General features: G+C 63.8%; 25 protein-coding genes. 17 read left to right on the plus strand and 8 right to left on the minus strand.

The features are described 5' to 3' along the window. The first annotated feature begins 139 nt into the window (after positions 1-139). Positions 140-793, plus strand: a complete 654-nt coding sequence (locus PXK07_RS04390; protein ID WP_274846978.1) for a YggS family pyridoxal phosphate-dependent enzyme — start codon at positions 140-142, stop codon at positions 791-793. Between the two features lie 63 nt (positions 794-856). Continuing rightward, positions 857-1,252: a hypothetical protein gene (locus tag PXK07_RS04395; RefSeq protein WP_274846979.1), complete on the plus strand. Its 396-nt coding sequence runs from the start codon at positions 857-859 to the stop codon at positions 1,250-1,252. 19 nt (positions 1,253-1,271) lie between these two features. On the opposite strand, the gene PXK07_RS04400 is transcribed toward PXK07_RS04395, so the two are convergent. Both PXK07_RS04400 and ribA read right to left on the minus strand, forming a co-directional pair. Continuing rightward, complete coding sequence (locus tag PXK07_RS04400) at positions 1,272-1,733, minus strand: L,D-transpeptidase family protein (protein ID WP_274847094.1); 462 nt, start codon at positions 1,731-1,733, stop codon at positions 1,272-1,274. Between the two features lie 56 nt (positions 1,734-1,789). Beyond that, positions 1,790-2,878 carry a GTP cyclohydrolase II gene (ribA, locus tag PXK07_RS04405; RefSeq protein WP_274846980.1) on the minus strand — a complete coding sequence of 363 codons (1,089 nt, stop codon included), beginning with the start codon at positions 2,876-2,878 and terminating at the stop codon, positions 1,790-1,792. A gap of 171 nt (positions 2,879-3,049) precedes the next feature. On the opposite strand from ribA, the gene PXK07_RS04410 reads away from it, so the two are divergent. From PXK07_RS04410 to PXK07_RS04435, 6 genes are all read left to right on the plus strand, one after another. Further along, positions 3,050-3,736: a response regulator transcription factor gene (locus tag PXK07_RS04410; protein WP_274846981.1), complete on the plus strand. Its 687-nt coding sequence runs from the start codon at positions 3,050-3,052 to the stop codon at positions 3,734-3,736. A 284-nt stretch (positions 3,737-4,020) separates the two neighbouring features. Continuing rightward, positions 4,021-4,809, plus strand: coding sequence for an exodeoxyribonuclease III (locus PXK07_RS04415; protein WP_274847095.1), 789 nt, complete (start codon positions 4,021-4,023; stop codon positions 4,807-4,809). Positions 4,810-5,119: 310 nt separating this feature from the next. Continuing rightward, complete coding sequence (locus PXK07_RS04420) at positions 5,120-6,055, plus strand: tetratricopeptide repeat protein (protein WP_274846982.1); 936 nt, start codon at positions 5,120-5,122, stop codon at positions 6,053-6,055. Positions 6,056-6,082: 27 nt separating this feature from the next. After that, positions 6,083-6,727: an LON peptidase substrate-binding domain-containing protein gene (locus PXK07_RS04425; RefSeq protein WP_274846983.1), complete on the plus strand. Its 645-nt coding sequence runs from the start codon at positions 6,083-6,085 to the stop codon at positions 6,725-6,727. Next, positions 6,724-6,918 carry a Trm112 family protein gene (locus PXK07_RS04430; protein WP_274846984.1) on the plus strand — a complete coding sequence of 65 codons (195 nt, stop codon included), beginning with the start codon at positions 6,724-6,726 and terminating at the stop codon, positions 6,916-6,918. Before PXK07_RS04425 ends, PXK07_RS04430 begins: the two co-directional genes overlap by 4 nt. A 7-nt stretch (positions 6,919-6,925) precedes the next feature. Next, complete coding sequence (locus PXK07_RS04435) at positions 6,926-7,702, plus strand: hypothetical protein (RefSeq protein WP_274846985.1); 777 nt, start codon at positions 6,926-6,928, stop codon at positions 7,700-7,702. A 106-nt stretch (positions 7,703-7,808) separates the two neighbouring features. On the opposite strand, the gene PXK07_RS04440 is transcribed toward PXK07_RS04435, so the two are convergent. Further along, positions 7,809-9,035 carry an FAD-dependent monooxygenase gene (locus PXK07_RS04440; protein ID WP_274846986.1) on the minus strand — a complete coding sequence of 409 codons (1,227 nt, stop codon included), beginning with the start codon at positions 9,033-9,035 and terminating at the stop codon, positions 7,809-7,811. A 135-nt stretch (positions 9,036-9,170) separates the two neighbouring features. Here PXK07_RS04440 and PXK07_RS04445 point away from each other — a divergent pair, with 135 nt between their 5' ends. The 4 genes from PXK07_RS04445 (at position 9,171) to PXK07_RS04460 (ending at position 15,514) form a co-directional block, all read left to right on the plus strand. Continuing rightward, positions 9,171-10,502, plus strand: a complete 1,332-nt coding sequence (locus PXK07_RS04445) for an amidase (protein WP_274846987.1) — start codon at positions 9,171-9,173, stop codon at positions 10,500-10,502. Between the two features lie 142 nt (positions 10,503-10,644). Continuing rightward, positions 10,645-11,823 carry an aminotransferase class I/II-fold pyridoxal phosphate-dependent enzyme gene (locus tag PXK07_RS04450; protein WP_274846988.1) on the plus strand — a complete coding sequence of 393 codons (1,179 nt, stop codon included), beginning with the start codon at positions 10,645-10,647 and terminating at the stop codon, positions 11,821-11,823. A 115-nt stretch (positions 11,824-11,938) separates the two neighbouring features. Next, positions 11,939-14,845 (plus strand): DNA translocase FtsK, encoded by a 2,907-nt coding sequence (locus PXK07_RS04455; protein WP_274846989.1) that lies wholly within the window; start codon positions 11,939-11,941, stop codon positions 14,843-14,845. Between the two features lie 78 nt (positions 14,846-14,923). Further along, complete coding sequence (locus PXK07_RS04460; protein WP_274846990.1) at positions 14,924-15,514, plus strand: LolA family protein; 591 nt, start codon at positions 14,924-14,926, stop codon at positions 15,512-15,514. Positions 15,515-15,758: 244 nt separating this feature from the next. Here PXK07_RS04460 and PXK07_RS04465 read toward each other — a convergent pair whose 3' ends face one another. Then, the gene (locus tag PXK07_RS04465) at positions 15,759-16,346 is read right to left on the minus strand and encodes a transglycosylase SLT domain-containing protein (protein ID WP_274846991.1); all 588 of its coding nucleotides are present in this window, start codon (positions 16,344-16,346) and stop codon (positions 15,759-15,761) included. Between the two features lie 54 nt (positions 16,347-16,400). Then, a complete protein-coding gene (locus PXK07_RS04470; protein ID WP_274846992.1) occupies positions 16,401-17,288 on the minus strand; it encodes an AEC family transporter in 888 nt (295 codons plus the stop codon). 85 nt (positions 17,289-17,373) lie between these two features. On the opposite strand from PXK07_RS04470, the gene hspQ reads away from it, so the two are divergent. Next, the gene (gene hspQ / locus PXK07_RS04475; protein ID WP_274846993.1) at positions 17,374-17,700 is read left to right on the plus strand and encodes a heat shock protein HspQ; all 327 of its coding nucleotides are present in this window, start codon (positions 17,374-17,376) and stop codon (positions 17,698-17,700) included. A 149-nt stretch (positions 17,701-17,849) separates the two neighbouring features. On the opposite strand, the gene PXK07_RS04480 is transcribed toward hspQ, so the two are convergent. From PXK07_RS04480 to PXK07_RS04490, 3 genes are all read right to left on the minus strand, one after another. Then, a complete protein-coding gene (locus PXK07_RS04480; protein WP_274846994.1) occupies positions 17,850-19,427 on the minus strand; it encodes a gamma-glutamyltransferase family protein in 1,578 nt (525 codons plus the stop codon). A gap of 284 nt (positions 19,428-19,711) precedes the next feature. Further along, positions 19,712-20,149 carry an ATP-binding protein gene (locus PXK07_RS04485; RefSeq protein ID WP_274846995.1) on the minus strand — a complete coding sequence of 146 codons (438 nt, stop codon included), beginning with the start codon at positions 20,147-20,149 and terminating at the stop codon, positions 19,712-19,714. Positions 20,150-20,185: 36 nt separating this feature from the next. Continuing rightward, complete coding sequence (locus tag PXK07_RS04490; protein ID WP_274846996.1) at positions 20,186-20,530, minus strand: STAS domain-containing protein; 345 nt, start codon at positions 20,528-20,530, stop codon at positions 20,186-20,188. 97 nt (positions 20,531-20,627) lie between these two features. On the opposite strand from PXK07_RS04490, the gene PXK07_RS04495 reads away from it, so the two are divergent. The 4 genes from PXK07_RS04495 (at position 20,628) to PXK07_RS04510 (ending at position 24,211) form a co-directional block, all read left to right on the plus strand. Next, positions 20,628-21,800 (plus strand): thiolase family protein, encoded by a 1,173-nt coding sequence (locus PXK07_RS04495; protein ID WP_274846997.1) that lies wholly within the window; start codon positions 20,628-20,630, stop codon positions 21,798-21,800. Positions 21,801-21,969: 169 nt separating this feature from the next. After that, positions 21,970-23,016, plus strand: a complete 1,047-nt coding sequence (locus PXK07_RS04500; protein WP_274846998.1) for an alpha/beta hydrolase — start codon at positions 21,970-21,972, stop codon at positions 23,014-23,016. A 72-nt stretch (positions 23,017-23,088) separates the two neighbouring features. Beyond that, positions 23,089-23,541, plus strand: coding sequence for a GAF domain-containing protein (locus tag PXK07_RS04505; protein ID WP_274846999.1), 453 nt, complete (start codon positions 23,089-23,091; stop codon positions 23,539-23,541). Positions 23,542-23,641: 100 nt separating this feature from the next. Further along, on the plus strand, positions 23,642-24,211 hold the full coding sequence (locus tag PXK07_RS04510) for a helix-turn-helix domain-containing protein (protein WP_274847000.1): 570 nt from the start codon (positions 23,642-23,644) through the stop codon (positions 24,209-24,211). Positions 24,212-24,219: the final 8 nt, after the last annotated feature.

Here is a 24,219-nt window from a genome sequence, read left to right on the forward strand (position 1 = left end):
GCTGAACCACGCTTAGCGTGAAATTGGGGGCGGGCCTGCTTGCAGGCTCGCCCTTTTCTTTTGCCCTTAACATTTCGGCGCAAACAGTGTTTCTCTGCGGCCAGATCGCATACCGTTTCACGTCACTCGGAGGCCGCCCATGTCCCTGGAAGAGATCAAGACCCGTATCACAAAGGCGGAGCAGGCCGCAGGCCGCGCGCCGGGATCGGTGCAGCTGATCGCCGTCTCCAAGGTGCAGCCCAACGAACGGGTCGAGGCGGTGCTGGAACAGGGGCATCGCTGTTTCGGTGAAAACCGCGTGCAGGAGGCCGCAGGCAAGTGGCCCGATTTCGCCAGCCGATTCGACGGGATCGATCTGCATCTGATCGGCCCTTTGCAGACCAACAAGGCTCGGCAGGCGATGGAGCTGTTTGACAGCATCCACTCGGTTGATCGTCCCAAGCTGGCAAGCACCCTTGCGCGGTTGGCGCAGGAGATTGGTCACTGCCCGGATCTGTTCATCCAGGTCAACACCGGCGAGGAAGAGCAGAAGGCGGGCGTGCTTCCGGCCGATGCCGATGCCTTCATCGCGGAGTGTCGCGGGCTGGATTTGCCCATCAAGGGGTTGATGTGCATTCCCCCGGTGGACGAGGAACCGGCGCTGCATTTCGCGCTTCTGGCCAAGATCGCCGCGCGCAACGGGCTGGACGGGCTGTCGATGGGGATGAGCAGCGATTTCGAGACGGCCATCGCCCTGGGTGCCACCCATGTGCGGGTCGGTTCGGCCATCTTCGGTGAACGGGGCTACGCCTGATTTTTCTACCCGGGGTCTGAAACTCTGCTAGGCTCCTTGCCATTGAAGGGTGAGGAGATTGAAATGAAAGCAGTAGTGTTGGCCGCTTTGATCGCGGTCTGCGGCTCGGTCGCCAGCGCCGGAGATTTTTCCGTCAGTTTTTCATCCTGGGGGAAGATTCCCCTGTGCACCACCGGCAATCCCAACAAGGTCGGCAATCCCGAGTTCAAACTGAAGAACCTGCCGGCGGGGACCACCACGGTGCAGTTCCGCCTCACGGATCTGGATGTACCGGGATATAACCACGGCGGCAGCAAGCGTCTGAAGATAACCGCGGATGGGCGGGTTCCGGCCGGGACCTTTACCTACAAAAGCCCCTGCCCGCCGGGCGGCAGCCACACCTATGAATGGACCGCAACCGCGCGCAACGGCGGCAAGGTTCTGGCCCAGGCCAAGGCACGACGCCGGTACCCCGAGTGACGATTATCCCGAGTGACAATCAGGTCGCGAAGGGTTCGATAATCACCCGGCTGCCCAAGGAGATGCGGCCCGCGATCCACTGCAGGTCGCCGCGACTGAAGGCCAGACAGCCTTCGGTTGGATATCCGGGTCGGCGCCATTGGTGGATGAAAATCGCCGATCCGCGCCCCTTGACCGCATTGGGCCAGTTCCAATCGGTGATCAGCACCAGATCATACAAGGGATCGGCCCGGCGCAGGCGCTCGTGGCTAAACCGGTGGGGTGCGCGGACCATCCCGTTGTAGTCTGGGTCCATGATGTCGTCCGACCACAGATCGCCGGGGCCGATCGGCACCGCCCAATCTGTCGGCCGTGCAAGCCTGTCGGGGCGATAGAGCATCCCGACGATGTGATGGATGCCTGTGGGGGTTGCGCCATCGCCTTCGCGTTTGTGCGGCGTCAGCCCGCCCTTGCCGATGGTACAGGGCAGCCTGCGGCCCATGAAGCGCACGCCGCTAGGTGTCAGTACCAGATCGGCGGGCGAGGCTGCGCGGCGGATCACAGCATATGCCCCGATTTGGCGGCCTTGGTGGCAAGGTAGGCGCGGTTATGGGCGTTTTCCCCCACCTTCAGCGGCACCCGTTCGGCGACGGTGATGCCGGTCTTTTCCATCATCGCGATCTTGCCGGGATTGTTGGTCATCAGGCGCACCGCACCGAATCCCATCTCCTTGAGGATGGCGGCACCCAGCCGGAAATCGCGCTCGTCATCCTCGAACCCCAGCCGATGGTTGGCTTCCACCGTGTCGAACCCCTGATCCTGCAGGCTGTAGGCGCGCATCTTGTTGGCCAGGCCGATGCCGCGCCCCTCCTGGTTGAGGTACAATAGCACGCCCGCGCCCTCTGCGCCCATCTGCGCCAGTGCTCCACGCAATTGCGGGCCGCAATCGCATTTCAGCGAGCCCAGCACATCGCCGGTGAAACAGGCCGAATGCAACCGCGCCAGCACCGGCTTGCTGCGGTCCGGGCGGCCGATCTCGACGGCATAGTGTTCCTCGCCGCCGTCCTCGGGGCGGAAGATGTGAAGACGGCCTGCCTCGGCGGCATCCATCGGCAGGCGGGCGGCGGCCACCGGGTGCAGCGGAGAGCTTTGGCTCAAGAGCGGTTCGGCAGCGGTTTGCGAAATCCGGGTCAGCCCGTGTTCGGCGGCAAAGCGGTCGGCCTGATCAATGGGCACCAGCAGTGCCGCGGGCAGAAGTCGCGCCGATTTGACCAGCGCAATCGCCAGCCGGTGCAGATCGGCAGGCCCGGCGCGCAGGCTGGCAAGCGGGCCCTTCATCGGGGTGTTCAGGTCATCCGCGGGATCGGCCAGGGCCTGGATCCAGTCCAGCGTGGCTTTGTCTGGCACCTCGATCCGGGCCAGATCCCCGTCATAGGCGCGCGCCTTCAGGGTTTCAGCGCGCCGGGCCGTCAGCGCCAGAGACACAGGCCCAAGGGCGCGCAGATCTGCCAGCCGGTCGGCCGACAGGCTTTCTACCGCCATCGCCAGCGCCGCCGTGCCGCCGCCCTTCAGCACCACGGGCAGCCCCATGCGCAGATCGACCCGCGCGCGGGCCAAGAGTTCAAGTGTGGTGGGCAGCAGGCTCATGCGACCATCCAGGCGTTCGTGACATTGTAACGGTCCTTTCCTAGGCCCAAATGCAACGGAAGTGAAACAATTCCTGTATCCGGGACACGAGGGCGTGAAACTTCTGAAGCATATCTTGTGGTTGTGCGATGGTGACCGCATCTGTTTGCCAACGCAAAGGAGGACAGTGCCGTGGCGCAATTGAAAAAGATACTGCTGGTAGACGACGACGATGATCTGCGCGAGGCGCTGAGCGAGCAGCTGATCATGACCGAGGACTTTGACGTCTTCGAGGCCGAGAACGGCCAGGCCGCGATGGAGCGCGCCAAGGAAGCCTTGTACGATCTGGTGATCCTGGATGTGGGCCTGCCGGACACCGACGGGCGCGAGCTGTGCCGCCTGATGCGCAAGCAGGGCGTCAAGGCGCCGATCCTGATGCTGACCGGCCATGACAGCGATGCCGACACCATCCTCGGCCTTGATGCGGGTGCCAATGACTATGTGACCAAGCCCTTCAAGTTCCCGGTCCTGCTGGCCCGCATCCGCGCCCAGCTGCGCACCCATGAACAGTCCGAAGACGCGGTGTTCGGCCTTGGCCCCTATACGTTCAAGCCGGCGATGAAGCTCCTGGAGACCGAGGACAACCGCAAGATCCGCCTGACCGAGAAGGAAACCAATATCCTGAAGTATCTCTATCGCTCCAACGACAGCGTCGTTGCCCGCGATGTGCTGCTGCACGAGGTCTGGGGGTACAACGCCGGCGTCACCACCCATACGCTGGAAACCCATATCTACCGCCTGCGCCAGAAGATCGAACCCGATCCCTCGAACGCGCGGATTCTGGTGACGGAATCCGGTGGCTACCGCCTGGCGACCTGACCTTTGAGGGGGACACCCTGACGCAGGGGAAGCGCATTGACGCAGATCAAAGTGAGATCTAACAGTCACCTTTACCTTTTGTGAGGTATCGACCCTATCCCGCGCATATCCGGGTCACGATATGCACCTCCCTGTTGGACTGGACCGGGCCTGTGTGCCCGGTCTTTTTTTGCCTGGTGGCCGGGCTGCTGCGCACTGGCCAATTCACCTCTGGTATCTCGTGTGGCCAGCGGGCAAGAATGGCGCCGACACGCCGCAACCCCGCTGCCAAGAAAGAGACGCCGATGCCCTTCACCCTTTGCACCTGGAACATCAACTCCGTCCGCCTGCGCGAGCCGATCGTGCTCAAGCTGCTGCAGGAAGAGGCGCCGGATGTGCTGTGCCTGCAAGAGTGCAAAAGCCCGGTTGAGAAGATCCCGATGGAGGGCTTTGCCGCGCTTGGTTACACCCACATGGTGGCGCGGGGTCAGAAGGGATACAACGGTGTGGCGATCCTATCGCGGATGCCCATCACCGAGGTCGGCAGCGAAGATTTTGCCGATCTTGGTCATGCCCGCCACATCGCGGGGCGGCTGGAGAATGGCGTCACCATCCACAATTTCTATGTGCCTGCGGGCGGCGATAAGCCCGACCGCGAGATCAACGAGAAGTTCGGCCAGAAGCTCGACTACCTCACCGGTATGCGGGACTGGTTCCATGGCGACAAGCCGCAGAAATCGATCCTGGTGGGCGATCTCAACATCGCCCCGCGCGAGGATGATGTCTGGGATCACAAGAAGCTTCTGAAGATCGTCAGCCACACGCCGGTCGAGGTGGAGCATCTGGCGGAAACCCAGGACGCGGGCGGCTGGGTCGATATCACCCGACAGGACATCCCGGATGGGCGGCTTTACAGCTGGTGGTCCTATCGGGCGAAGGACTGGGATGCGGCGGACAAGGGGCGGCGGCTCGATCATATCTGGGCCACCGGCGATATCTCGAACGCCGGTCATTCCAGCCGGGTGCTGCGCGATGCCCGCGGCTGGGACAAACCCAGCGACCATGCGCCGGTCTTTGCCACCTTCGATCTCTAGCACCTGGCGGCAGGGCGGGGGGCTCCGGCCTGTTCTGGAGCAATCACAGATTGCCCCGCCACAGTTGGGCCGGGCGCCGTGCTGGCGCACGGCGGGGCTCTGTTGGCTTCTGTCATGGATAGACGCGCAACCGTAGTGCGCTTGCGCGCTGCGCGGCCCAAGGCCGCATAAAGGCGCCCGGTCAGGGCGCCTACGGGCGCGGGAGTGTCCCGCTCGCCGGTCTTGAGCGGGACGGTCTGAGAACTCCTCTCTTGGTTTCTGGACCGCAGCGATCCATATAGGGGGCAAGTTCCAAACGGAGAACAAGAGCATGATGGATATTCTCGGTGGTGGCGGCGCAGCGGCGCCCGCGGGTGACCTGATCAAGGACGTGACAGAAGCGACCTTTATGCAGGATGTGGTCGAAGCCTCGATGCAGGCGCCGGTGATCGTCGATTTCTGGGCACCCTGGTGCGGCCCCTGCAAGACGCTCGGCCCGGCGCTGGAGGCGGCGGTGACGCGCGCGAAAGGTGCTGTCACAATGGCCAAGATCGATGTGGATCAGAACCAGCGCCTGGCGCAGGCACTGGCACAGCAGGGCCTGCCGCTGCAGTCGATCCCCACGGTTGTGGCCTTTGTGCAGGGTCGCCCGATCGACATGTTCCAGGGTGCGCTGCCGCCCAGCGAGATCGACGCCTTCCTGAAAAAGGTGATCGAGGCTGCCGGCGGTGAAGCCGATGGCGGTCTGGGCGCTGCCCTTGAGGCCGCCGAAGAGATGCTCGCCGAAGGCGCCGTGGCCGATGCGGCGCAGACCTTTGCCGCCGTCCTGGGCGAGGATGACAAGAACGCCGCCGCCTATGGCGGACTTGCGCGGGCGCATATTGCCCTGGAAGACTTAGATCAGGCTGAGGCCATCCTGAACGGCGCCCCGGCCGAGATTTCCGCAGCCCCGGAGATCGAAGCGGCCCGCGCCCAGATCGAACTGGCGCGCCAGGCGCAAAGCGCGGGTCCGGTGGCCGAATTGCGCGCCAAGGTCGAGGTGGATCCCGCCGATCACGCGGCCCGGTTCGACCTGGCCCAGGCGCTGCATGCGGCGGGCGATGCCGAGGGTGCCGTGGCCGAGCTCTTGGACCTGTTCCGCCGGGATCGCGACTGGAACGATGGCGCGGCCAAGACGCAGCTCTTCACAATTTTTGATGCGCTGCAGCCCAACGATCCGGTGGTGCTGAACGGACGACGGAAATTGAGCTCGATGATATTTGCCTGACGCGGCTGACGCGCTAGACTTCTTATCATGTTCAACTCTGCAGACCTGCCGGATGTACTGCCTGTCTTTCCCTTGCCCGGGGCGCTGCTGCTGCCCCGGTCGAAACTGCCGCTGCATATCTTCGAGCCGCGCTACCTGCAGATGCTGGAAGACACGCTGAAAACCCCGGCACGCCTGATCGGCATGGTACAGCCCTGTCCGGCGCGGGATGGCGGCGCCGAGGGTCTGCACAGCATCGGCTGCGCTGGTCGGATCACGCAATTCTCGGAAACCGAGGATGGCCGATACCTGATCACCCTGTCCGGCGTGTCGCGCTATCGGATCAGCGAGGAATGCACGGGCTTCACCCCCTATCGCAAATGCCGGGTGGACTGGTCCGGCTTTGATGCGGACCTGGGCCGAGCCGAACCGGATTCCGGTCTGGAACGCGCGGCACTGCTGGAGCTGTTGTCGCGTTACTTTGCCGCCCGCAACCTGTCGACGGATTGGGACGCGCTACAAGGGGCTGATGACGAGCTGTTGATCAACTCCCTGTCGATGCTGCTGGACTTTGAGCCGGAGGACAAACAGGCCTTGCTTGAGGCTCCCTGTCTTGCCACAAGGCGGGAAACCCTAGTCACCCTGATCGAATTCGCTTTGCGAAGCGGTTCACACGAGGATCCCCTGCAATGAGCGACGCGCAAACCACCCCGCCCGCCTTTGACCGCCGCATGCTGGAGGCGCTGGTCTGTCCGGTCACCCATGCGGTGCTGGAATATGACGCCGAGGCGCAGGAGCTGATCTCCAAACCCGCCAACCTGGCCTTCCCGATCCGGGGTGGCATCCCGGTGATGCTGGTGGACGAGGCCCGCCCGCTGGAGTGAGGGTGGTTTGACCGGACGAGGTTGGGCGCAAAGGAACTCTGTCACCATACGCGCCGCATGTGCTGCTCTCATTGCTGTCGGCTTTCTTCAGCTGATTGATGCGAGGATATTGGGTTCATCGATAGGGGTGTTTTCGATTCTCGCCCTGATGGTGTGGGCTGTTCCTTTGGTTCCGTTGATTGCGATACTGGCAGAGCGTTTGCGAAAAACTCCTGTATCGCCGGTACTGGCAAAGTCAGCTTCAATCGCTTTTCTTCTGTCTGGAGTGCTGTTGACGCTGATCGTATCGGCATTCGCTTCGCCAAAATCGGGCCTTATGGTGATGTTCCATGGTGGTGCGCTGTCGCTTGGAGCGGCGGCAAGCCTGCTGTTCCTCGGGGGCAAGGGGCTGGGGCCCTTTGCAGCACGCGCTGCCTTGTCGGGAATGGCCGTCGCCACAGTGGTTGCACTCTGGTCGATCCTTGCGGCTGTCATGGTGGTTGGTCACGCAAACAGACTTGCCGCGGGAGCGCCATTCTGCATTGCGCATCACGGTCCTTCGGCACAAGTCCGGTCGATCTGGGATCTGCGGGGGTTTTCGTTTTACACAACTGATTCAGGGTACAAATTAAACTCCGGCTGGTATTTTCACGGGGTCATGATCGTCGACAAGGAGGGCGGGCGTCAGTATTTCAACTGGTCGCCACGACGCATGCGGTTTGAGAGGATCGAACACCCAGGGCGGTTCATTGCGCCATTGCGAGATCTCTGTGAGCCGTCCTTGGAGTTCTGGTCCGAAGTGTAACGAGAGCGAAGGGCTCCCGCGTCCGGCCTGTCCTTTGGCTGCGCCAAAGCAAAGGCGCGGACTTGGGCCCGGCGCCGCGCTGGGGCGCGGCGCGGTTGCACCCTGATCAGATGGGCTTGCCCTGCAACAGACGTGGCAGATCGCCGGTCAGGCCCGCAGCCTCGCGCATGAAACCACGGCGCAGGCCGGGCAGGGCGCCTGCCAGCCCCATGCCGATATCGCGGCCCAGCCGCAAAAGCGGGTTGTCGTTGGAAAAGAGCTTGTTGAACACATCGGTGGCCATCGCTAGCGTCGCGGTGTCAAAGCGGCGCCACTGCTGGTAGCGCTCCAGCACCAGCGACGATCCGATATCCTCGCCACGCCTTGTGGCTTCGGTCAGCACTTCGGCGAGCGCACCCACATCGCGCAGGCCCGCGTTCAGGCCCTGTCCTGCGATCGGGTGCATCCCGTGGGCGGCGTCGCCGATCAACGCCAGACGGTCCGCGATGAAGCTGTTGGCGACGGTGAGGTTCAGCGGATAGGTGAAGCGTTTGCCCGCCAGTGAAATCTCGCCCAGGAAATCCCCGAAGCGGGGCTTGAGTGCTGCGATATAACCGGCGTCATCCAGCGCCTGGATGGCTGCGGCGGTTTCGGTCTTCTCGCTCCAGACGATGGAGGAGCGGTTGCCGGGCAGGGGCAGGATGGCCAGCGGCCCGGCGGGCATGAAGAACTGATGGGCGATGCCGCCATGGGGTTTCTCATGATCGATGGCGCAGACCAGTGCTGTCTGCCCGTAGTCCCAGCCGCTGCGCTTGATCCCGGCCCGCAGGGCGGTGCCGCTTTTGCGCCCGTCGGAGCCGACCAGCAGCCTGCCGCGCAGTTCGGAGCCGTCATCCAGGGTCACGGTGACGCCGGTCTGATCGGGGGATTGTGCCACCACGCGGCGCCCGTTCACCGTGGTGATCAGCGGCTCATCTTTCATGGTGGCCAGGAAGGCGCGGCGCAGGAAGCGATCCTCGACCATGAAGCCCATCGGGCCTTCCTCGATCTCGGTATGATCGAAATGGATGAAGAAGGGTGCGGGGCCCTCACCGGCGTGACCGTCCGAGGCCTTGATCTCCAGCATCGGCTGCGCCTGGTCGGCCACGTGTTGCCAGACGCCGATCCGGTCCAGCAGGCGCTTGGAGGCCAGCGCAAGCGCATAGCCGCGCCCGTCGAACCCGTCGTCCTGCAGGGCCAGTTCGGGGAGGGCGTCGATCACGGTCACGCTGTGGCCGGTCTGGGCCAGCGCAAGGGCAAGGGCCGGGCCATTCAGCCCGCCGCCAACGATCAGGATATCGGAGCTGTTCTTCATGGGGTGCAATATGCGCCTTGCGCGGGGATTGTCCAACCGATTGTCCATTCGGGCGCCTCAACATCCTGCGTGGGATTGCCGCGCCGTGCCGCTGCCGCTACCGTCGCGTCAAACGGATCAGGGGAGATCAACGGGATGCATGAATGGCTGAAGATGACGGCGGCGGAATTGGGGCGCGGGATCGAGGCCGGGGAGATCGATCCGATCGACCTGACCGGCTGTTATCTGGATGCCATCGATGCCCACCCGCTGCGCGACAGGATCTACACGCAAGTCACCCATGAGCGCGCCCTGGCCGAGGCCGAGGCGGCGTCGCAACGGGCCAAGCTGGGTCTGCGGCGCTCTGCCCTGGACGGGGTGCCGATCAGCTGGAAGGACCTGTTTGACAGTGCCGGAACCCAGACCGAGGCTGGATCGGACCTGTTGAAGGGCCGGGTGCCAGAGCACGATGCGCGGGTTCTGGCAAATGCCACATCGATGGGGACAGTGTGCCTTGGCAAGACCCATATGAGCGAGCTGGCCTTTTCCGGTCTGGGCCTGAACCCGGTGAAGGCAACGCCGCCCTGTGTGACTGACGAGGATGCGGCACCGGGGGGGTCCTCATCCGGGGCGGCAGCTTCGGTGGCCTATGGGCTGGCGGCCTGCGGGATCGGATCTGACACCGGTGGATCGGTGCGGATCCCCTCGGCCTGGAACAACCTGGTGGGGCTGAAGACCACCTCGGGGCGGATCAGCCTGGAAGGCGTCGTGCCGCTGTGCCTGAAGTTCGATACGGTCGGACCGCTTGCGCGTTCGGTCGAGGATGCCGGGCTGATGCTGGGTCTCATGGAGGGCACATCGGGGCCGGACCTGCGCAACCCGCCGTCGCTGAAGGGCTGCCGCTTTGCCGATCTGCGCAGCATTGCCTGGGACGATCTGGAGCCCGAGATCGCCGCCGCCCATGTGGAAACCCTGGGCAGGCTGAAGGCCGCAGGCGCCGAGATTGTGCCGCTGGAGGTGCCGCAGCTGGAAGAGGCGATGGGCCTCAGCGCGATCCTTTTCACGACCGAGGCCTATGGGTTGTGGAAGGATGTGATCGAGGCCAGTCCCGATGTGATGTTTGCCGAGATCCTGGAACGCTTCCGGTCGGGCGCACAGCATAGCGGGGCTGATTACGTGGCAGCCTGGGCCAAGCTGGAGCAGTGCCGGATGGCCTGGGATCAGGCGGTTTCGGGCTTTGACGGGGTGCTGACGCCGACCTGCCCGATCCTGCCGCCCAATATGGAACGGCTGCACAGCGATCATGACTACTACGTCAAGGCCAACCTTCTGACCCTGCGCAACACCCGTATCGGCAACCTGATGGGGCTTTGCGCGCTGAGCCTGCCGACCGGCAAAGCCAGCTGCGGCTTGCAGATCCTTGGCCACCCCGATTGCGAAGAGGCGCTGTTGCGCATCGGGGCCAGTGTCGAGCTGGCCCTCTCCTGATGGCCGCAGGGCAGCGCCTGGGGCGTTGTCCTGAAAGCCACAACTTGATCGCGCGGCGTCCATGCGACTGGACGGATGGGGCCGCGCTCTGTACCTTATCTGCAAACGGGGCGCCAATGATCCCGAACCTGAGGCATAAGCGATGAACTTCCCTGAGCGGTTTTCGAACCTGCCAGCCTATGCGTTTCCGCGTTTGCGGGCGCTTTTGGACCACCACGCCCCGGGCGGGGATGTGGTGCATATGACCATTGGGGAGCCGAAACACGCCTTTCCGGCCTGGGTCACGGATGTGATCGCGGAGAATGCCGCCGGGTTCAACAGCTACCCGCCCAACGACGGTTCCGACGATCTGCGACAGGCCATGTGCGACTGGATCGCCCGCCGCTATGGCGTGACGATGGAGCCGGACCGCAACGTCATGGCGCTGAACGGCACCCGTGAGGGGCTGTACAATGCGGCGATGGCGCTGTGCCCCGAGACCAAGAATGGCCAGCGGCCCGTGGTGCTGATCCCGAACCCGTTCTACCAGGTCTATATGGTGGCGGCGATCTCGGTCGGGGCCGAGCCGGTCTTTGTGCCCGCGACCTCTGCGACCGGCCATCTGCCCGATTACGCCAGCCTGCCTGAGGAGGTGCTGAACCGCACCGCCGTGGCCTATATCTGCTCGCCCGCGAACCCGCAGGGGGCCGTTGCCAGCCGCGACTATTGGGCCGATCTGATCCGGCTGGCCGAAAAGTATGATTTCCGCATCTTTGCCGATGAATGCTATTCCGAGATCTACCGCGATAGCGCGCCCGTTGGCGCATTGACCGTCGCGCAGGAGCTGGGCGCCGATCCCGAGCGGGTGGTGTTGTTCAACTCGCTGTCGAAACGTTCGAACCTGCCTGGCCTGCGCGCCGGGCTGATCGCGGGTGGACCTGAAAGCATCACGCGTATCAAGCAGTTGCGCGCCTACACCGGTGCCCCGATGCCCGGACCTCTGCAGGCAGCGGCGGCGCGGGTCTGGGCCGATGAGGCGCATGTGGAGGAAAACCGCGCACTGTATCAGGAAAAGTACCGCATCGCGGATGAGGTCCTGGGCGGCCTCAACGGCTATATGGCGCCCGAGGCCGGGTTCTTCCTGTGGCTGCCGGTCGAGGACGGCGAGGCCGCGGCGCTGAAGCTGTGGACCGAGACGGGCGTGCGGGTTCTGCCCGGTGCCTATCTGGCGCAGGGCGAGGCGGCAGAAAATCCGGGCGCAGGATACATCCGGGTGGCGCTGGTCGCCCCGGCTGACACCACACGGGCGGCGCTGACCACTCTGCGCGACTGCCTGTACTGAAACGACTGCGGCTCGCCCCCGGCAGCGGGGCGGGTGGCCAAGATCAAGAGAGCAAAGCAGGTACAGACCTGGCGGGACAGCCGGGCGGACTGCGACAACTGGAACTGAGGTAGGCATGGCATTTCAAACTCGTAGCCGCGATCCCTTGCTGGACAGCACGATGCAGGCAGCCATTGAAAAGCGTGGCAAGGAACTGATCGGCATCGTTCTTTTGGGGCTGGGCCTGATGGCCGCGGCGATGATCGGCTCCTACACGCCCGACGATCCGAACTGGATGGTCTCTACTGATGCGCCGGTGCAGAACTGGCTGGGGCGCATGGGCGCCTCGATTGCGGCGCCTTTGTTCATGGTGGTTGGCTGGGGCGGTGTCGCCCTGGCGATGACGCTCTTGGTCTGGGGCGGGCGCTTCCTGCTGCACCTTGGCTCCGATCAGGCGATCGGACGCCTGGTCTTTGCCCCGGTCCTGATCGCGGTGGCCTCGGTCTATGCGGCCACGCTGGTGCCGGGTGCGGAATGGCTGGCGACCCATAGTTTCGGCCTGGGCGGTCTGTTTGGTGACACGGTGATGGGGGCGCTGCTGACGCTGGCGCCGATCAGCTCGCATTTCGCGGTGAAGCTGATGTCGCTTCTGATGGCGCTGGGCATGGTTGTCCTGGGTATCTTCGTCTGCGGGTTTTCCCGGGGAGAATTGCTGCGGGCAGGCCGGTTCCTGCTGCTGGGCGTGGTGATGATCTATGGCGCAGTGGCCAGCCTTTTAGGCCGCGGCGCATCGGGCAGCCTGCAGGCCGCGATGTCCTATCGCGAGAAACGTGCCGCCCGCGCTGAAGAGGCCGCGGTCGCCCGCGACGATGCCCGCGCTGCCATGGCCGAGGCCCAGGCAGAGCCGCAGATGTTCGAGACCTACCCCGAAGAGCCTGCCGTTGCTCCGGTGCCGGAAAAGACCGGCCTGCTGGCGCGCATGCCGGGGTTGATCCGCCGCGCCGATCCCGAATTGGCGAATGCCCCGATGCCGCAGCCGGAACTGGTGGAGCAGGAGCCGCCTGAATTTGACGAGGATCTGCCGGGCGATGACCGCATTTCCCAGAAGATTGCCAATGCCATCCGGGTGCGCCGGGCTGCCGGACAGGTGACCGAACCCGATCCGAACCTGCCTCTGACCAAGGGGCGCGGCCGTCGTCCGGAACCGCTTGTGTTCAATGCCGACCCGGCGCCGCAGGCGGGACTGCCGCCGGAACCGCCCTTGACGGCGGCTCAGGCTCCGTCCGCTCCGCAAGAGGTCAAGCCCGAAGCCGATTACCCCGAGGTCGTCGCCGAAGCGCCTGCATCGCTGCCGCCCGCACCCGTCGTGGCACGTACGGCAGAGCCCGCCGCAGAGGCGATCAGCATTCCGGTGGCCGAACCGCGCAAGGTGGTGGTGGAACAGCCCCAGCGGCGCGCGCCGGAGCCCTCGACCCGCGCCAAGGAAGAGGCGCAGCCCCGTCTTGCGCTGGAGGACACCGACAGCGATGCCTTTGAACTGCCGCCGCTGTCGCTCCTGTCCAACCCCTCGACAGTCGAACGCCATCACCTGAGCGACGAAGCGCTGGAAGAAAACGCGCGGATGCTGGAATCGGTGCTGGATGACTATGGCGTCAAGGGCGAGATCGTCTCGGTCCGCCCCGGCCCGGTCGTCACCATGTATGAACTGGAGCCCGCGCCGGGTCTGAAGGCGAGCCGGGTGATCGGTCTGGCGGATGATATCGCGCGCTCCATGTCGGCCCTGTCGGCGCGGGTGTCCACCGTGCCGGGGCGCTCGGTGATCGGTATTGAACTTCCGAATGACAAGCGCGAGATGGTCAGCTTCCGCGAGATCCTGTCGAGCCGCGATTATGGCGACGGCACGCAGAACCTGCCGCTGGCGCTGGGCAAGGACATCGGCGGGGACGCGGTCGTCGCGGATCTGTCGAAGATGCCGCACCTTTTGATCGCGGGCACCACCGGGTCGGGCAAGTCGGTTGCGATCAACACCATGATCCTGTCGCTGCTCTACAAGCTCAGCCCGGATGAATGCCGCCTGATCATGATCGACCCCAAGATGCTGGAGCTCTCCGTCTATGACGGCATTCCGCATCTGCTGTCCCCCGTTGTCACCGACCCCAAGAAGGCGGTTGTCGCCCTTAAATGGGTGGTGGGCGAGATGGAGGACCGCTATCGCAAGATGTCCAAGATGGGCGTGCGCAATATCGCGGGCTACAATGGCCGCGTGAAAGAGGCGCTCTCGAGGGGCGAGCTGTTCTCCCGCACGGTGCAGACCGGCTTTGACGATGACACCGGTGAGCCGGTGTTCGAGACCGAAGAATTCGCGCCCGAGGCGCTGCCCTATATCGTCGTCATCGTGGACGAGATGGCCGACTTGATGATGGTCGCGGGCAAGGAGATCGAGGCCTGCATCCAGCGCCTGGCGCAGATGGCGCGGGCAAGCGGCATTCACCTGATCATGGCGACCCAGCGGCCCTCGGTCGATGTGATCACCGGTACCATCAAGGCGAACTTCCCAACCCGGATTTCCTTCCAGGTGACCGGCAAGATCGACAGCCGCACCATCCTCGGTGAAATGGGCGCCGAGCAGCTGCTGGGCATGGGCGACATGCTCTATATGGCCGGCGGCGCCAAGATCACCCGCTGCCACGGGCCCTTTGTGTCCGATGAAGAGGTCGAGGAGGTCGTCACGCACCTCAAGCAATTCGGCCCGCCCGCCTATGTGGGCACGGTGCTGGATGGTCCGGATGACGAAAAGGCCGATGATATCGACGCGGTTCTGGGGCTCTCCACCGGCGGCAACACCACCGGTGAGGATGCGCTGTATGATTCCGCGGTGCAGATCGTGATCAAGGATCGCAAGTGCTCGACCTCCTACATCCAGCGCAAGCTGGCGATCGGCTACAACAAGGCCGCCCGCCTGGTGGAGCAGATGGAGGAAGAGGGGCTTGTTTCTCCGGCCAACCACGTGGGCAAACGCGAAATCCTGGTGCCCGAGCAATAATTGGCGGAACCGCGCGCAGGGCTGCCCGTTTCACGGGCGGCCTCTTCCCTTTGCCATTGCAGGGCTTATCTAGGGCACATGAAACAGATCCTACTTGCCATCGCGCTTGTCACCCTGGCTCCGGCGTCCTGGGCGGCAGAGAAGCTGAGCCTTGAGCAGCTCTCGGCCTATCTCAACGGGCTGACCACCGCCGAGGCGACGTTCACCCAGATCAATGACGATGGCAGCCTGTCTACGGGCAAGCTCTATATCCATCGCCCGGGCCGGATGCGGTTTGAATATGACGGGGATAATGGCGCAACCGTGGTGGCTGGAGCGGGATCCGTGGTGATCCATGATCCAAAGTCGAACCAACCGCCCGAGACCTATCCGCTGAAACGCACGCCGCTGTCGATCATTCTTGCCAAACAGGTGGATCTGGAGCGGGCAGGCATGGTTGTGGGGCATCAGTTCGATGGCACCTCCACCATCCTGCAGGCACAGGATCCGGAGAACCCGGAATATGGCGGGTTGGAGTTGATGTTCACCGGCGATCCGGTGGAGCTGCGCAAATGGGTGGTGCATGACAGTGCCGGGGGACGCACGACGGTGATCCTGGGCGCGCTTGAGACGGGCGGCAAGCTGTCCGCCTTCCTGTTCAACACCGGCCCCGGAAGCAATTCACGCTAGCTGACCGAATGGCGCGAGGGGCTGCAGCTAGACCTCCCGCCCCCGCAGGTGCCCGGGCTGCGCCCGGCCGCCTTTGTGCGGCGTTGGGCCAGGCGCCACGCCAAAGGCGTGGCGCGGTCGGTTCCGGTCAGTTGTGGTTTTGATCCTTTGCCTGGGAAAGCTGCAGCACCGCCCGATGGGCGGTGCCGGGCCCAACGAGCGAGGGTCCTTCGCAGAAGGTCCCGAGATCGGCGGGAGCGCCCGCTTAGCGGAACTTGCGGCAGGTGGCGAGCTGTGCCTGATACATCATCGAGCGGGCCTCGACCTTGTCGGCAACGCGGATCAGCCAGGATTTCCTGCGATAGGTGCCGCGGGCATAGCCACTGTGGCCTTCGTGATAGGCAAGGTACTGGTTGCGTGCGTCATAGAGCGGAATACCGTTCTTTTCGCGGGTGCGGTTCATGTACCAGCCCATGAAATCGGCGGCATCCCGGATCCGGTCCCGCTTGGCGCGGCGCCTGCCGGTGTCGCGGCGGTAATCGTCCCAGGTGCCATCCAGGGCCTGGCTGTAGCCGTAGGCGCTGGACTGGCGCCCCATCGGGATCACCCCCAGAAGGTACTTGTGCGGCGTGCGCGCATCGCCGTCAAACCGGCTTTCGTGGTAGATCGTGGCCATCTGCACATGCACGGGCACGCCCCAGCGGCGCTCGGTCGCGCGGAAGGCTTTCAGGTACTCGGGCCGCTGCTTGATAATGCTGCAGGCGTTATCAAGATTACGCGGCGGGGACTTGTGCCCACCTCCACAGGAGGCAACCGCCAACAGGAGGATCAGGGCGAGGACGATTCTGCTCATTGCCTCTGCCTTATGTTTTTCAGGCAGTTTAGCGAATTCACCCTGTCGAGGAAATCACATTTCCAGAAGCAGGGACAGAAGCAGAGGCAGAGCTGCAACGGACATCAGGGTGGAGACCACGACCATGCCAGCCACAGCCTGGGCATCGGCTTCGAATTTTTCCGCCAAAAGATAGGAGGTGACGGCCACCGGTGTTGCCAGTTGCAGCACCAGGACGCCAAAGGCGGTATAATCAAGGCCAAAGGCCAGCCCCAACCCCCAGCCGATGGCAGCGCTGAGCGTGACCTTGATCAGCGACAGCACCACGGCAAGGCCGGTTTTTCCCGGTGTCAGCCGGGCAACGGCAACGCCAAGCGTAATCAGCATCAGCGGAATGGCCATCTGCCCGATCAGGTCCAGCGCATTGGTCAGGAACCGGGGGGTCTGCCAGCCCTGCCACAGGAAGAGCGCACCCAGCAGCGTGGCCCAGACCATGGGTTCGCGCAGCGCCTTGCTGCCGCCGCCTTCTCCGGCGACCAGATAGATCCCGAAGGTGAAGGACAGCACGGCCGAGACCGCCAGCATCGCCACCGCATAGCCAAGGCCCGCCTCACCAAAGGCAAAGAGCGACAGGGGAATGCCGAGGTTGCCGGTATTGCCAAAGATGAAGGGGGCAAGGTAGCTGCGCCGTTGCAGCCGCATCACGCGTACAAGCGCCGCACCGGCCAGGGCCAAGAGAGCATGCCCGGCAAGCGCCGCCAGCACGAACCAGCCGATGGCACCCTTGTCCAGCTCTGTTTTCATCAGGGCGGTGAAGATCAGGCAGGGCACGGCCAGGGTCATCGCCAGCCGGGTCACGAATTGAATGCGATACTCGAAGCCAAGGCGCACCCAGGCAAAACCGACTCCCGCCAATAGGAAGACCGGTGCCACGATCTCAAGCACTGTCACAGCAAGGTTCACAGTCTGTTTCCCCGAAAATTTGCCTCAAGCGTTGGACATCCGCCGCCCATACGCGTTAGTAACAAACGACGGGGGCAGCAAGACCATGTTGAGAACGCGTGCAAAATATAACCTGGGCCAGGTCGTCCGCCACCGGAAGCACCCGTTTCGCGGTGTGGTCTTTGACGTGGATCCCACCTTTGCCAATACCGAGGAATGGTATGAAGCCATTCCCGAGGACAGCCGACCGGTGAAGGACCAGCCGTTCTATCACCTTCTGGCGGAAAACGAGCAGAGCTACTACGTGGCCTATGTGTCGGAGCAGAACCTGGTTGCCGATTACTCGGGCGAGCCGGTCAGCCATCCCGATGTGCCGGAGATGTTCGGCCAGTTCGACGGCGCCACCTATTCCCTGCAGTACCAGCTGAACTGATCGCCCGGCAGTTTTGGGGCTTGTGACCCGTAGCGGCGGGCTCCCGCGCCTGCGGGTAGACCGGCTGTGCCGGTCCCCCTGGCAGCCTTGGGCATGGCGCCGCACCTGACGGCGCGGCGCGGTTGCGTGATACCGATAGGACCCGTCGATCAGTACCCCAGGGCACAGCCGTCCTTGCGGGGATCGCTGGCGCCTTCCAGAAGATCGCCGTCGTGAATGCGGATGGCCTGCGATCCGCCGATGGCGGTGTCCGGGATCTCGACCTTGTGGCCCATGTCCGAAAGCGTCTGGCGTACGGCGTCCGAATAGCCGCGTTCGACCTTCATCACCCCGGCATCCGAGAAGCTGCGCGGCGCATCCATGGCGGCCTGCGGATCAAGGCCGAAATCGGTGATATTGGAGACAAAACGCGCATGGCCATTGGGCTGATAGGCGCCGCCCATGACGCCAAACGGCATGATCACGCGGCCGTTCTGGCGCAGCATGCCCGGAATGATCGTATGCATCGGGCGCTTGCCGCCGCCAAGTTCGTTGGCGTGACCTTCCTCCAGGGTGAAGCCCGCACCGCGGTTCTGCAGCAGGAGACCGAATTTCTCTGACGCGATCCCAGACCCGAAGCCATGGAAGATCGAGTAAATCAGCGAGACCGCCATCCGGTCCTTGTCGACCACGGTGATATAGATCGTATCCTTGTGCACCGCCTCGCTGAGCGGGCCCGGGGCGGCCATGGCACGCTTGGGGTCGATCAGCGCGGCCAGTTTGGCGGCGGTTTCCGGTGCCAGCATGTGATCGAGGCGGCTGGTGTGATCGGGGTCGGCAATGAAGCGGTTGCGGGCGTCATAGGCCAACTTGGCCGCCTCGGCCTCGATATGGGCGCGTTCAGCACCGAAGGGATCCATGCCGGCAATGTCGAAATGCTTGAGGATGTTCAGCATCAGGATCGCGGTCGCGCCCTGGCCGTTGGGCGGATGTTCCACCAGATCGATGCCCTTGTAATCACCTGCAACCGGGGTCGTGGCCATGCAGGCGGTGGCGGCGAAATCCTCGGCCGTGTGGACGCCGCCACGGGCATTGAGGGCTGCAACCATGTCTTCGGCCACTTCGCCGGTGTAGAAGGCATCGCGCCCGTCCTTGGCGATGCGGCGCAGGACTTCGGCCTGACCGGGGGCGCGGAAGATCTGCCCGACCGATGGCGCCTTGCCACCAAACAGGTAGCTGTCGCGCGCGCTCCCCTGCAGGGTGCCTGCGTCATTGGCCCAGTCAAAGGCCACGCGCGGGGCCACCGGAACGCCGGTCTCGGCATAGTGGATCGCGGGCGCCAGAAGCGCATCAAGGCCCAGTTTGCCTTCGGTTTCCGAGAGGTGGCAAAAGGCGTCGATGGCGCCGGGCACGGTCACCGCATGAGGGCTGCGCAGGGGAATGGTGTCCAGACCCTGGCTGCGCAGTGCCGCGGCATCGGCGGCGGCAGGCGCGCGGCCAGAACCGTTGAGCGCGTGGATCTCATCGCTGCCGGGGCGGGTATAGAGGACAAAACAGTCGCCGCCGATGCCGGTCATCTGCGGTTCGCAAATCCCCAGCAGAACGGCACCGGCGATGGCTGCATCCATGGCATTGCCGCCCCGTTTCAGGATGTCGATGGCAGCGCCTGCGGCCAATGGGTGCGATGTGGCGCAGATCCCGTTCTGTGCAAAGACGGCTGATCGCCCCGGTTGTTGAAAGTCGCGCATGGGCCTCTCCCTGTTCGTTTCGGGCGCAGGGTAGTGCCTATTGATCCGAAGGCAACGCGAAAGACGGGGGCGGGCCAGTATCGAGGAGAGAGGGGTCGCAAGCGACGGCAGCTGTCGTGCCAAGGGAATACCCGGCGCCAAGACTTCGGTGGGGGCAGTGAAACATGGCGCCGGGCAAAGCTACAACCAGCTCATGTTAAGAGAAAAGCATATCAATTGGGCGGTCTTAGGCCGGTTTTGTGGCGGCTTTGGGGCGGCATGGCTTGGCTCAGGACCTGTGCCTCCTAGGCCCGTGTCACCTGTATTTCGAAACACAGGGACAGCTGGTTGTTCCCGGCGTTGCGCTCATACTGAATATCGCTGGTAAGCTCCCGGATGAGGAACCAGCCAAATCCGCCCTCTGGAAGCTGGTCCAGTGGTACGTCGATGTTTGCAGGTTTGCCTTCGGGCAGCTGGCCTTCGGGAAAGGGATCGCCGGCGTCGCTGATATCGATCCAAAGTCGCTGCGGGTCAAGCGAACAGCGGATCCGCACATCGCCGGGTGTCTTGCCGGCATAGGCGTGTTCCACGACGTTGTTTACGGCTTCCGCCAGCGCGATTTGGACTTCGTCGACCCGAAGTTTCGGAATGCCCATTTCGCGTAGCCGTTTCACAACCTCTGTGATGCCCGAACGAGCATCCAGTTCAGTGGCCGTGAACGAGCAGGCAAAAGTTTCAGCCATTAGCATCTCGCTTCGCGCGGGGGGTCACGTGTTCGATCACGTCCCGACTTGGGTTTCTGAGATCGCTTCGGTCAGCGAACTGTAGAGGTTGAAAATCGTATCCATGCGCGTCAGCCGGAATACTTTTTCCACCATGGGGGTCGGGCCTGCCAGATCCAGTTGGCGCCCTTGGCCCAGCTGCTTCATGGCGGCAACAATCGCGCCAAGGCCGCTGGAATCAATGAATTGGACTTCGGATAGGTCAAGGATCACGCGATCCGGTCCGCTTTCGGTGGCGGAGCGCATGTTCTCTTTGAATCGAATCGCCATAGCTGCGTCGATGCGCTCGGCATTGACTGTCACGATCTGGGCGCCGTCCGTTACAGTACTGGATAGGCTCATAGTCATTCCCCGGGGATCAATCTGTACTTCACAAGAACTCTAGACCTCAAACCTTAGCATTCTGTATGGATTATTTCGACGATTGGAGGAAAATTTCATGAAACAAGTTGTCATTGCTGGTGCAGCCCGGACCCCGATGGGCGGTTTCCAGGGTGTCTTTGATGGCGTCAGCGCCGCCGAACTGGGCGGAGCGGCGATCAAGGCGGCACTGGCCGGTGCCGGCGCCGAGACGGTGGACGAGGTTCTGATGGGCTGCGTTCTGCCTGCAGGCCAGGGCCAGGCACCTGCGCGCCAGGCCGGATTCGCAGGCGGATTGGGCGAAGAGGTACCCGCCACCACGCTCAACAAGATGTGCGGATCGGGCATGAAGGCGGCGATGATCGCCTTTGACCAGATCGCGCTCGGCCATGCCGACACGATGATCGCGGGCGGTATGGAGAGCATGACCAATGCCCCCTATCTGCTGCCCAAGATGCGCAATGGCGCGCGGATCGGTCACGGCCAGGTCATCGACCACATGTTCCTCGACGGGTTGGAAGACGCCTATGACAAGGGCCGCCTGATGGGCACCTTTGCCGAGGATTGCGCAGAGAAATTCCAGTTCACCCGTGAAGCGCAGGATCAATATGCGCTGGCCTCTCTGTCGAACGCGCTGGACGCGGAACGCAGCGGCGCCTTCGAGGGTGAGATCACCCCGGTCACCCTGCACACCCGCAGCGGCGAGCGAATCATCACCACGGACGAGCAGCCCCAGTCGGCCCGTCCTGAGAAGATCCCGAACCTGAAGCCTGCCTTCCGCAAGGATGGCACGGTGACGGCGGCCAATGCTTCGTCGATCTCAGACGGTGCGGCGGCGCTGGTTCTGGCTTCGGAAGAGGCGGCCAAGGAAAAGGGCCTGAACGTGCGGGCGCGCATCATGGGTCATGCCAGCCACGCCCAGGCGCCCGGCTGGTTCACCACCGCGCCGGTACCCGCAGCGCAAAACCTGCTGAAACGTCTTGGCTGGTCGGTTGATGATGTCGATCTGTGGGAAGTGAACGAGGCCTTTGCCGTGGTGCCCATGGCCTTCATGCATGAAATGGGCATTTCCCGCGACAAGATGAACGTCAACGGCGGCGCCTGTGCCCTGGGCCATCCCATCGGCGCATCCGGTGCGCGGATCATGGTGACGCTGCTGAATGCGCTGGAGAAACGCGGCCTGAAACGCGGTGTTGCGGCCATCTGCATCGGCGGCGGTGAAGGCACGGCGATTGCCATCGAGCGTGTCTGATCGCGCCTGATCGCGTCTGATTTCTATCAAAGGGCAGGGGCATTTCCCTGCCCTTTGCTTTGCCGCCGTGCCAGATGACTTGCGCGGCGGCTGTCTCCTCCGCAGAGTGATCCTGCCTGTGCCGACTGTATCATGGCGAAGGGCAGGTGATTTCAGCCGGGAGATTTCAATGAAGACTTTAAAACTGCTTTGGGCTTTGGTGCGGGTCCTTTTGCCCGAGCGCCTGGTGCGTGCGTCATATGGCGGGGCCTTGCCCGTGGTCGATGGCCGTCGCGCGGATCCCAAGGCGCAGGCGGTTGCGGATCTGGTGAGCCTGGTGCGCGATCCCGCAGTCCAGCCGACGGTAGAGGAAAGCCGGGCGCAACTTGCTGGATTTGTCGAAAAGTTCGATGCGCCCTGCACGGCTCCGGTAGAACGGCGCGATATTACCCTGCCGGGTGCTGACGGGGTGCGGCCCGCGCGCCAGTATATTCCCGAAGCGATCGATCAAAGCCGACCGATGCCCTGCCTGATGTATCTGCACGGCGGCGGCTGGATCCAGGGCAGCATCGACACCCATGATGCGCTGTGCGCCAAACTGGCGGCGCGGGCAGGGGTCTGCGTTGTGGCCTTCAGCTATCGCCTTGCGCCGGAAGCCCCCTTCCCGGCGGCGCCGCAGGATGTGATGGCAGGCTACCGGGCGCTGCTGGATCATGCCGAGGATCTGGGGATCGATCCGGCCAGACTGGCGGTGGGCGGCGACAGTGCCGGTGCCAACCTGACCGCAAGCCTGCTGCACAGCCTGTCCGAAGGCGGGCTGCCCCTGCCACAGGCGCAGCTCCTGATCTATCCGGCGGTGGATGCGCGGCTCACCTCGGCCTCGGTGCAGGCGCTGCATGATCATGCCCTGCTGTCGCGACCCCGGATGGAATGGTACATGGATCAATATGTGCCGCAGGGCCAGGACCGGCTGGCGCCGGAGATCTCTCCCTTGATGTCGCCCTGCCTTGCCGGACAGTCGCAGGCCTTTGTGCTGGTGGCGGGGCATGATCCCCTGTGGGACGATGGCCTGTCCTATGCGGCGGCGCTGGAACAGGCGGGTGTTCCCGTCACCGTCTCGCGCTATCCGGGCCAGATCCACGGCTTCCTGAACCTGACCAAGGTAGTCCCGCAAGGCGATATCGCCATCTCGGAGGCGGCGCAGTGGCTGGCCTTTGCGCTCCACACCGATGCGTGAGGAGATCTTGCGTCCACGTGCCTGTCGCGGGATAGAGCATCCTGAGAACCGAAAACGCGGGAGCCTGACAGGATGAGCCTCGATTACACCACTTTGGCCAAGACCATCGCCGCCCTGACCGAGGGCGAGACGGATGAGGTTGCCCTGATGGCCACCGTTGCTTGCGAAGTGCATCACAGCGACGACCGTTTCGACTGGACGGGCTTCTACCGGGTGGTGGCCCCCGAGCTGCTGAAGATCGGCCCCTATCAGGGCGGCCATGGCTGCCTGCAGATCCCGTTCTCGCGCGGCGTCTGCGGTGCTGCGGCGCGCAGCGGCGCGGTACAGCTGGTGCCGGACGTGGAGGATTTCCCCGGCCATATCGCCTGCGCCTCTTCCACCCGGTCGGAGCTGGTGCTGCCGGTCTGGAACGCGGCGGGGGATCTGATCGGCGTCTTCGACATCGACAGCGATCAGCCCGATGCCTTTACCCAGGAAGATGCGGATCAGCTGACTGCGATCCTGAAACAGGTCTTTGCGCACTAGGTGGAGATTTCTTCGCCTTCGTGAAAAAACACTTTGAAATTTCACCGACTCGGGTCATCGTGAAAAAGCGCTGCATTTTTTCACGAACCGGAGCCACCCCTTGTCCGATCTGTCGCCTTCCTCTGCCAGCCTTGGCGCCGATATCCGCGCCCTGCGCAAGGCGCGCGGGCTGACGCTGGCGGAGATCGCGGATCGGTTGGAGCGTTCCGTCGGCTGGCTCAGCCAGGTGGAGCGGGACCTGTCGGAGCCCTCGATCTCGGACCTGCGCCAGATCGCGCAGTGCCTGGGTGTGCCAATGTCGATGCTGTTCGCCCATTCCCATGTGCCTGCGCAGGAACAGGGTTACGTGGTGCGCGCAGGTGCCCGCCGCCCGATGGGCTCGGGCGAGGAAGGGTTGATCGAAGAGCTGCTCTCACCCGATCTGACTGATGATTTCGAGATGGTGCATTCGACCTTTGCGCCGCGCTCGCGCATGCAGACCCCGGCGGACCGTCCCACCCAGGAGGTGGGCTACATGATTTCGGGCAAGCTGGACCTGGTGATCGGCGGCCGCGCCTTCACCGTCGGCCCCGGCGACAGTTTCCGCATCCGCCATGAACCCTATCAATGGGCCAACCCCTATGATGCGCCCGCTGTGGCCGTCTGGGTCATCGCCCCGCCGGTCTATTGAGGGGGACG

It is taken from the genome of Phaeobacter sp. QD34_24 (genome assembly GCF_028890115.1).
Taxonomy (GTDB): Bacteria; Pseudomonadota; Alphaproteobacteria; order Rhodobacterales; family Rhodobacteraceae; genus Phycobacter.

Excerpts from the sequence above, each read along its gene's own strand:
- PXK07_RS04390 (WP_274846978.1), top strand. The coding sequence starts at position 140 with ATGTCCCTGGAAGAGATCAAGACCCGTATCACAAAGGCGGAGCAGGCC.
- PXK07_RS04395 (WP_274846979.1), top strand. The coding sequence starts at position 857 with ATGAAAGCAGTAGTGTTGGCCGCTTTGATCGCGGTCTGCGGCTCGGTC.
- PXK07_RS04400 (WP_274847094.1), bottom strand. The coding sequence starts at position 1,733 with ATGGGCCGCAGGCTGCCCTGTACCATCGGCAAGGGCGGGCTGACGCCG.
- ribA (WP_274846980.1), bottom strand. The coding sequence starts at position 2,878 with ATGAGCCTGCTGCCCACCACACTTGAACTCTTGGCCCGCGCGCGGGTC.
- PXK07_RS04415 (WP_274847095.1), top strand. The coding sequence starts at position 4,021 with ATGCCCTTCACCCTTTGCACCTGGAACATCAACTCCGTCCGCCTGCGC.
- PXK07_RS04420 (WP_274846982.1), top strand. The coding sequence starts at position 5,120 with ATGATGGATATTCTCGGTGGTGGCGGCGCAGCGGCGCCCGCGGGTGAC.
- PXK07_RS04425 (WP_274846983.1), top strand. The coding sequence starts at position 6,083 with ATGTTCAACTCTGCAGACCTGCCGGATGTACTGCCTGTCTTTCCCTTG.
- PXK07_RS04430 (WP_274846984.1), top strand. The coding sequence starts at position 6,724 with ATGAGCGACGCGCAAACCACCCCGCCCGCCTTTGACCGCCGCATGCTG.
- PXK07_RS04440 (WP_274846986.1), bottom strand. The coding sequence starts at position 9,035 with ATGAAGAACAGCTCCGATATCCTGATCGTTGGCGGCGGGCTGAATGGC.
- PXK07_RS04445 (WP_274846987.1), top strand. The coding sequence starts at position 9,171 with ATGCATGAATGGCTGAAGATGACGGCGGCGGAATTGGGGCGCGGGATC.
- PXK07_RS04450 (WP_274846988.1), top strand. The coding sequence starts at position 10,645 with ATGAACTTCCCTGAGCGGTTTTCGAACCTGCCAGCCTATGCGTTTCCG.
- PXK07_RS04455 (WP_274846989.1), top strand. The coding sequence starts at position 11,939 with ATGGCATTTCAAACTCGTAGCCGCGATCCCTTGCTGGACAGCACGATG.
- PXK07_RS04460 (WP_274846990.1), top strand. The coding sequence starts at position 14,924 with ATGAAACAGATCCTACTTGCCATCGCGCTTGTCACCCTGGCTCCGGCG.
- PXK07_RS04465 (WP_274846991.1), bottom strand. The coding sequence starts at position 16,346 with ATGAGCAGAATCGTCCTCGCCCTGATCCTCCTGTTGGCGGTTGCCTCC.
- hspQ (WP_274846993.1), top strand. The coding sequence starts at position 17,374 with ATGTTGAGAACGCGTGCAAAATATAACCTGGGCCAGGTCGTCCGCCAC.
- PXK07_RS04480 (WP_274846994.1), bottom strand. The coding sequence starts at position 19,427 with ATGCGCGACTTTCAACAACCGGGGCGATCAGCCGTCTTTGCACAGAAC.
- PXK07_RS04485 (WP_274846995.1), bottom strand. The coding sequence starts at position 20,149 with ATGGCTGAAACTTTTGCCTGCTCGTTCACGGCCACTGAACTGGATGCT.
- PXK07_RS04490 (WP_274846996.1), bottom strand. The coding sequence starts at position 20,530 with ATGAGCCTATCCAGTACTGTAACGGACGGCGCCCAGATCGTGACAGTC.
- PXK07_RS04495 (WP_274846997.1), top strand. The coding sequence starts at position 20,628 with ATGAAACAAGTTGTCATTGCTGGTGCAGCCCGGACCCCGATGGGCGGT.
- PXK07_RS04500 (WP_274846998.1), top strand. The coding sequence starts at position 21,970 with ATGAAGACTTTAAAACTGCTTTGGGCTTTGGTGCGGGTCCTTTTGCCC.
- PXK07_RS04505 (WP_274846999.1), top strand. The coding sequence starts at position 23,089 with ATGAGCCTCGATTACACCACTTTGGCCAAGACCATCGCCGCCCTGACC.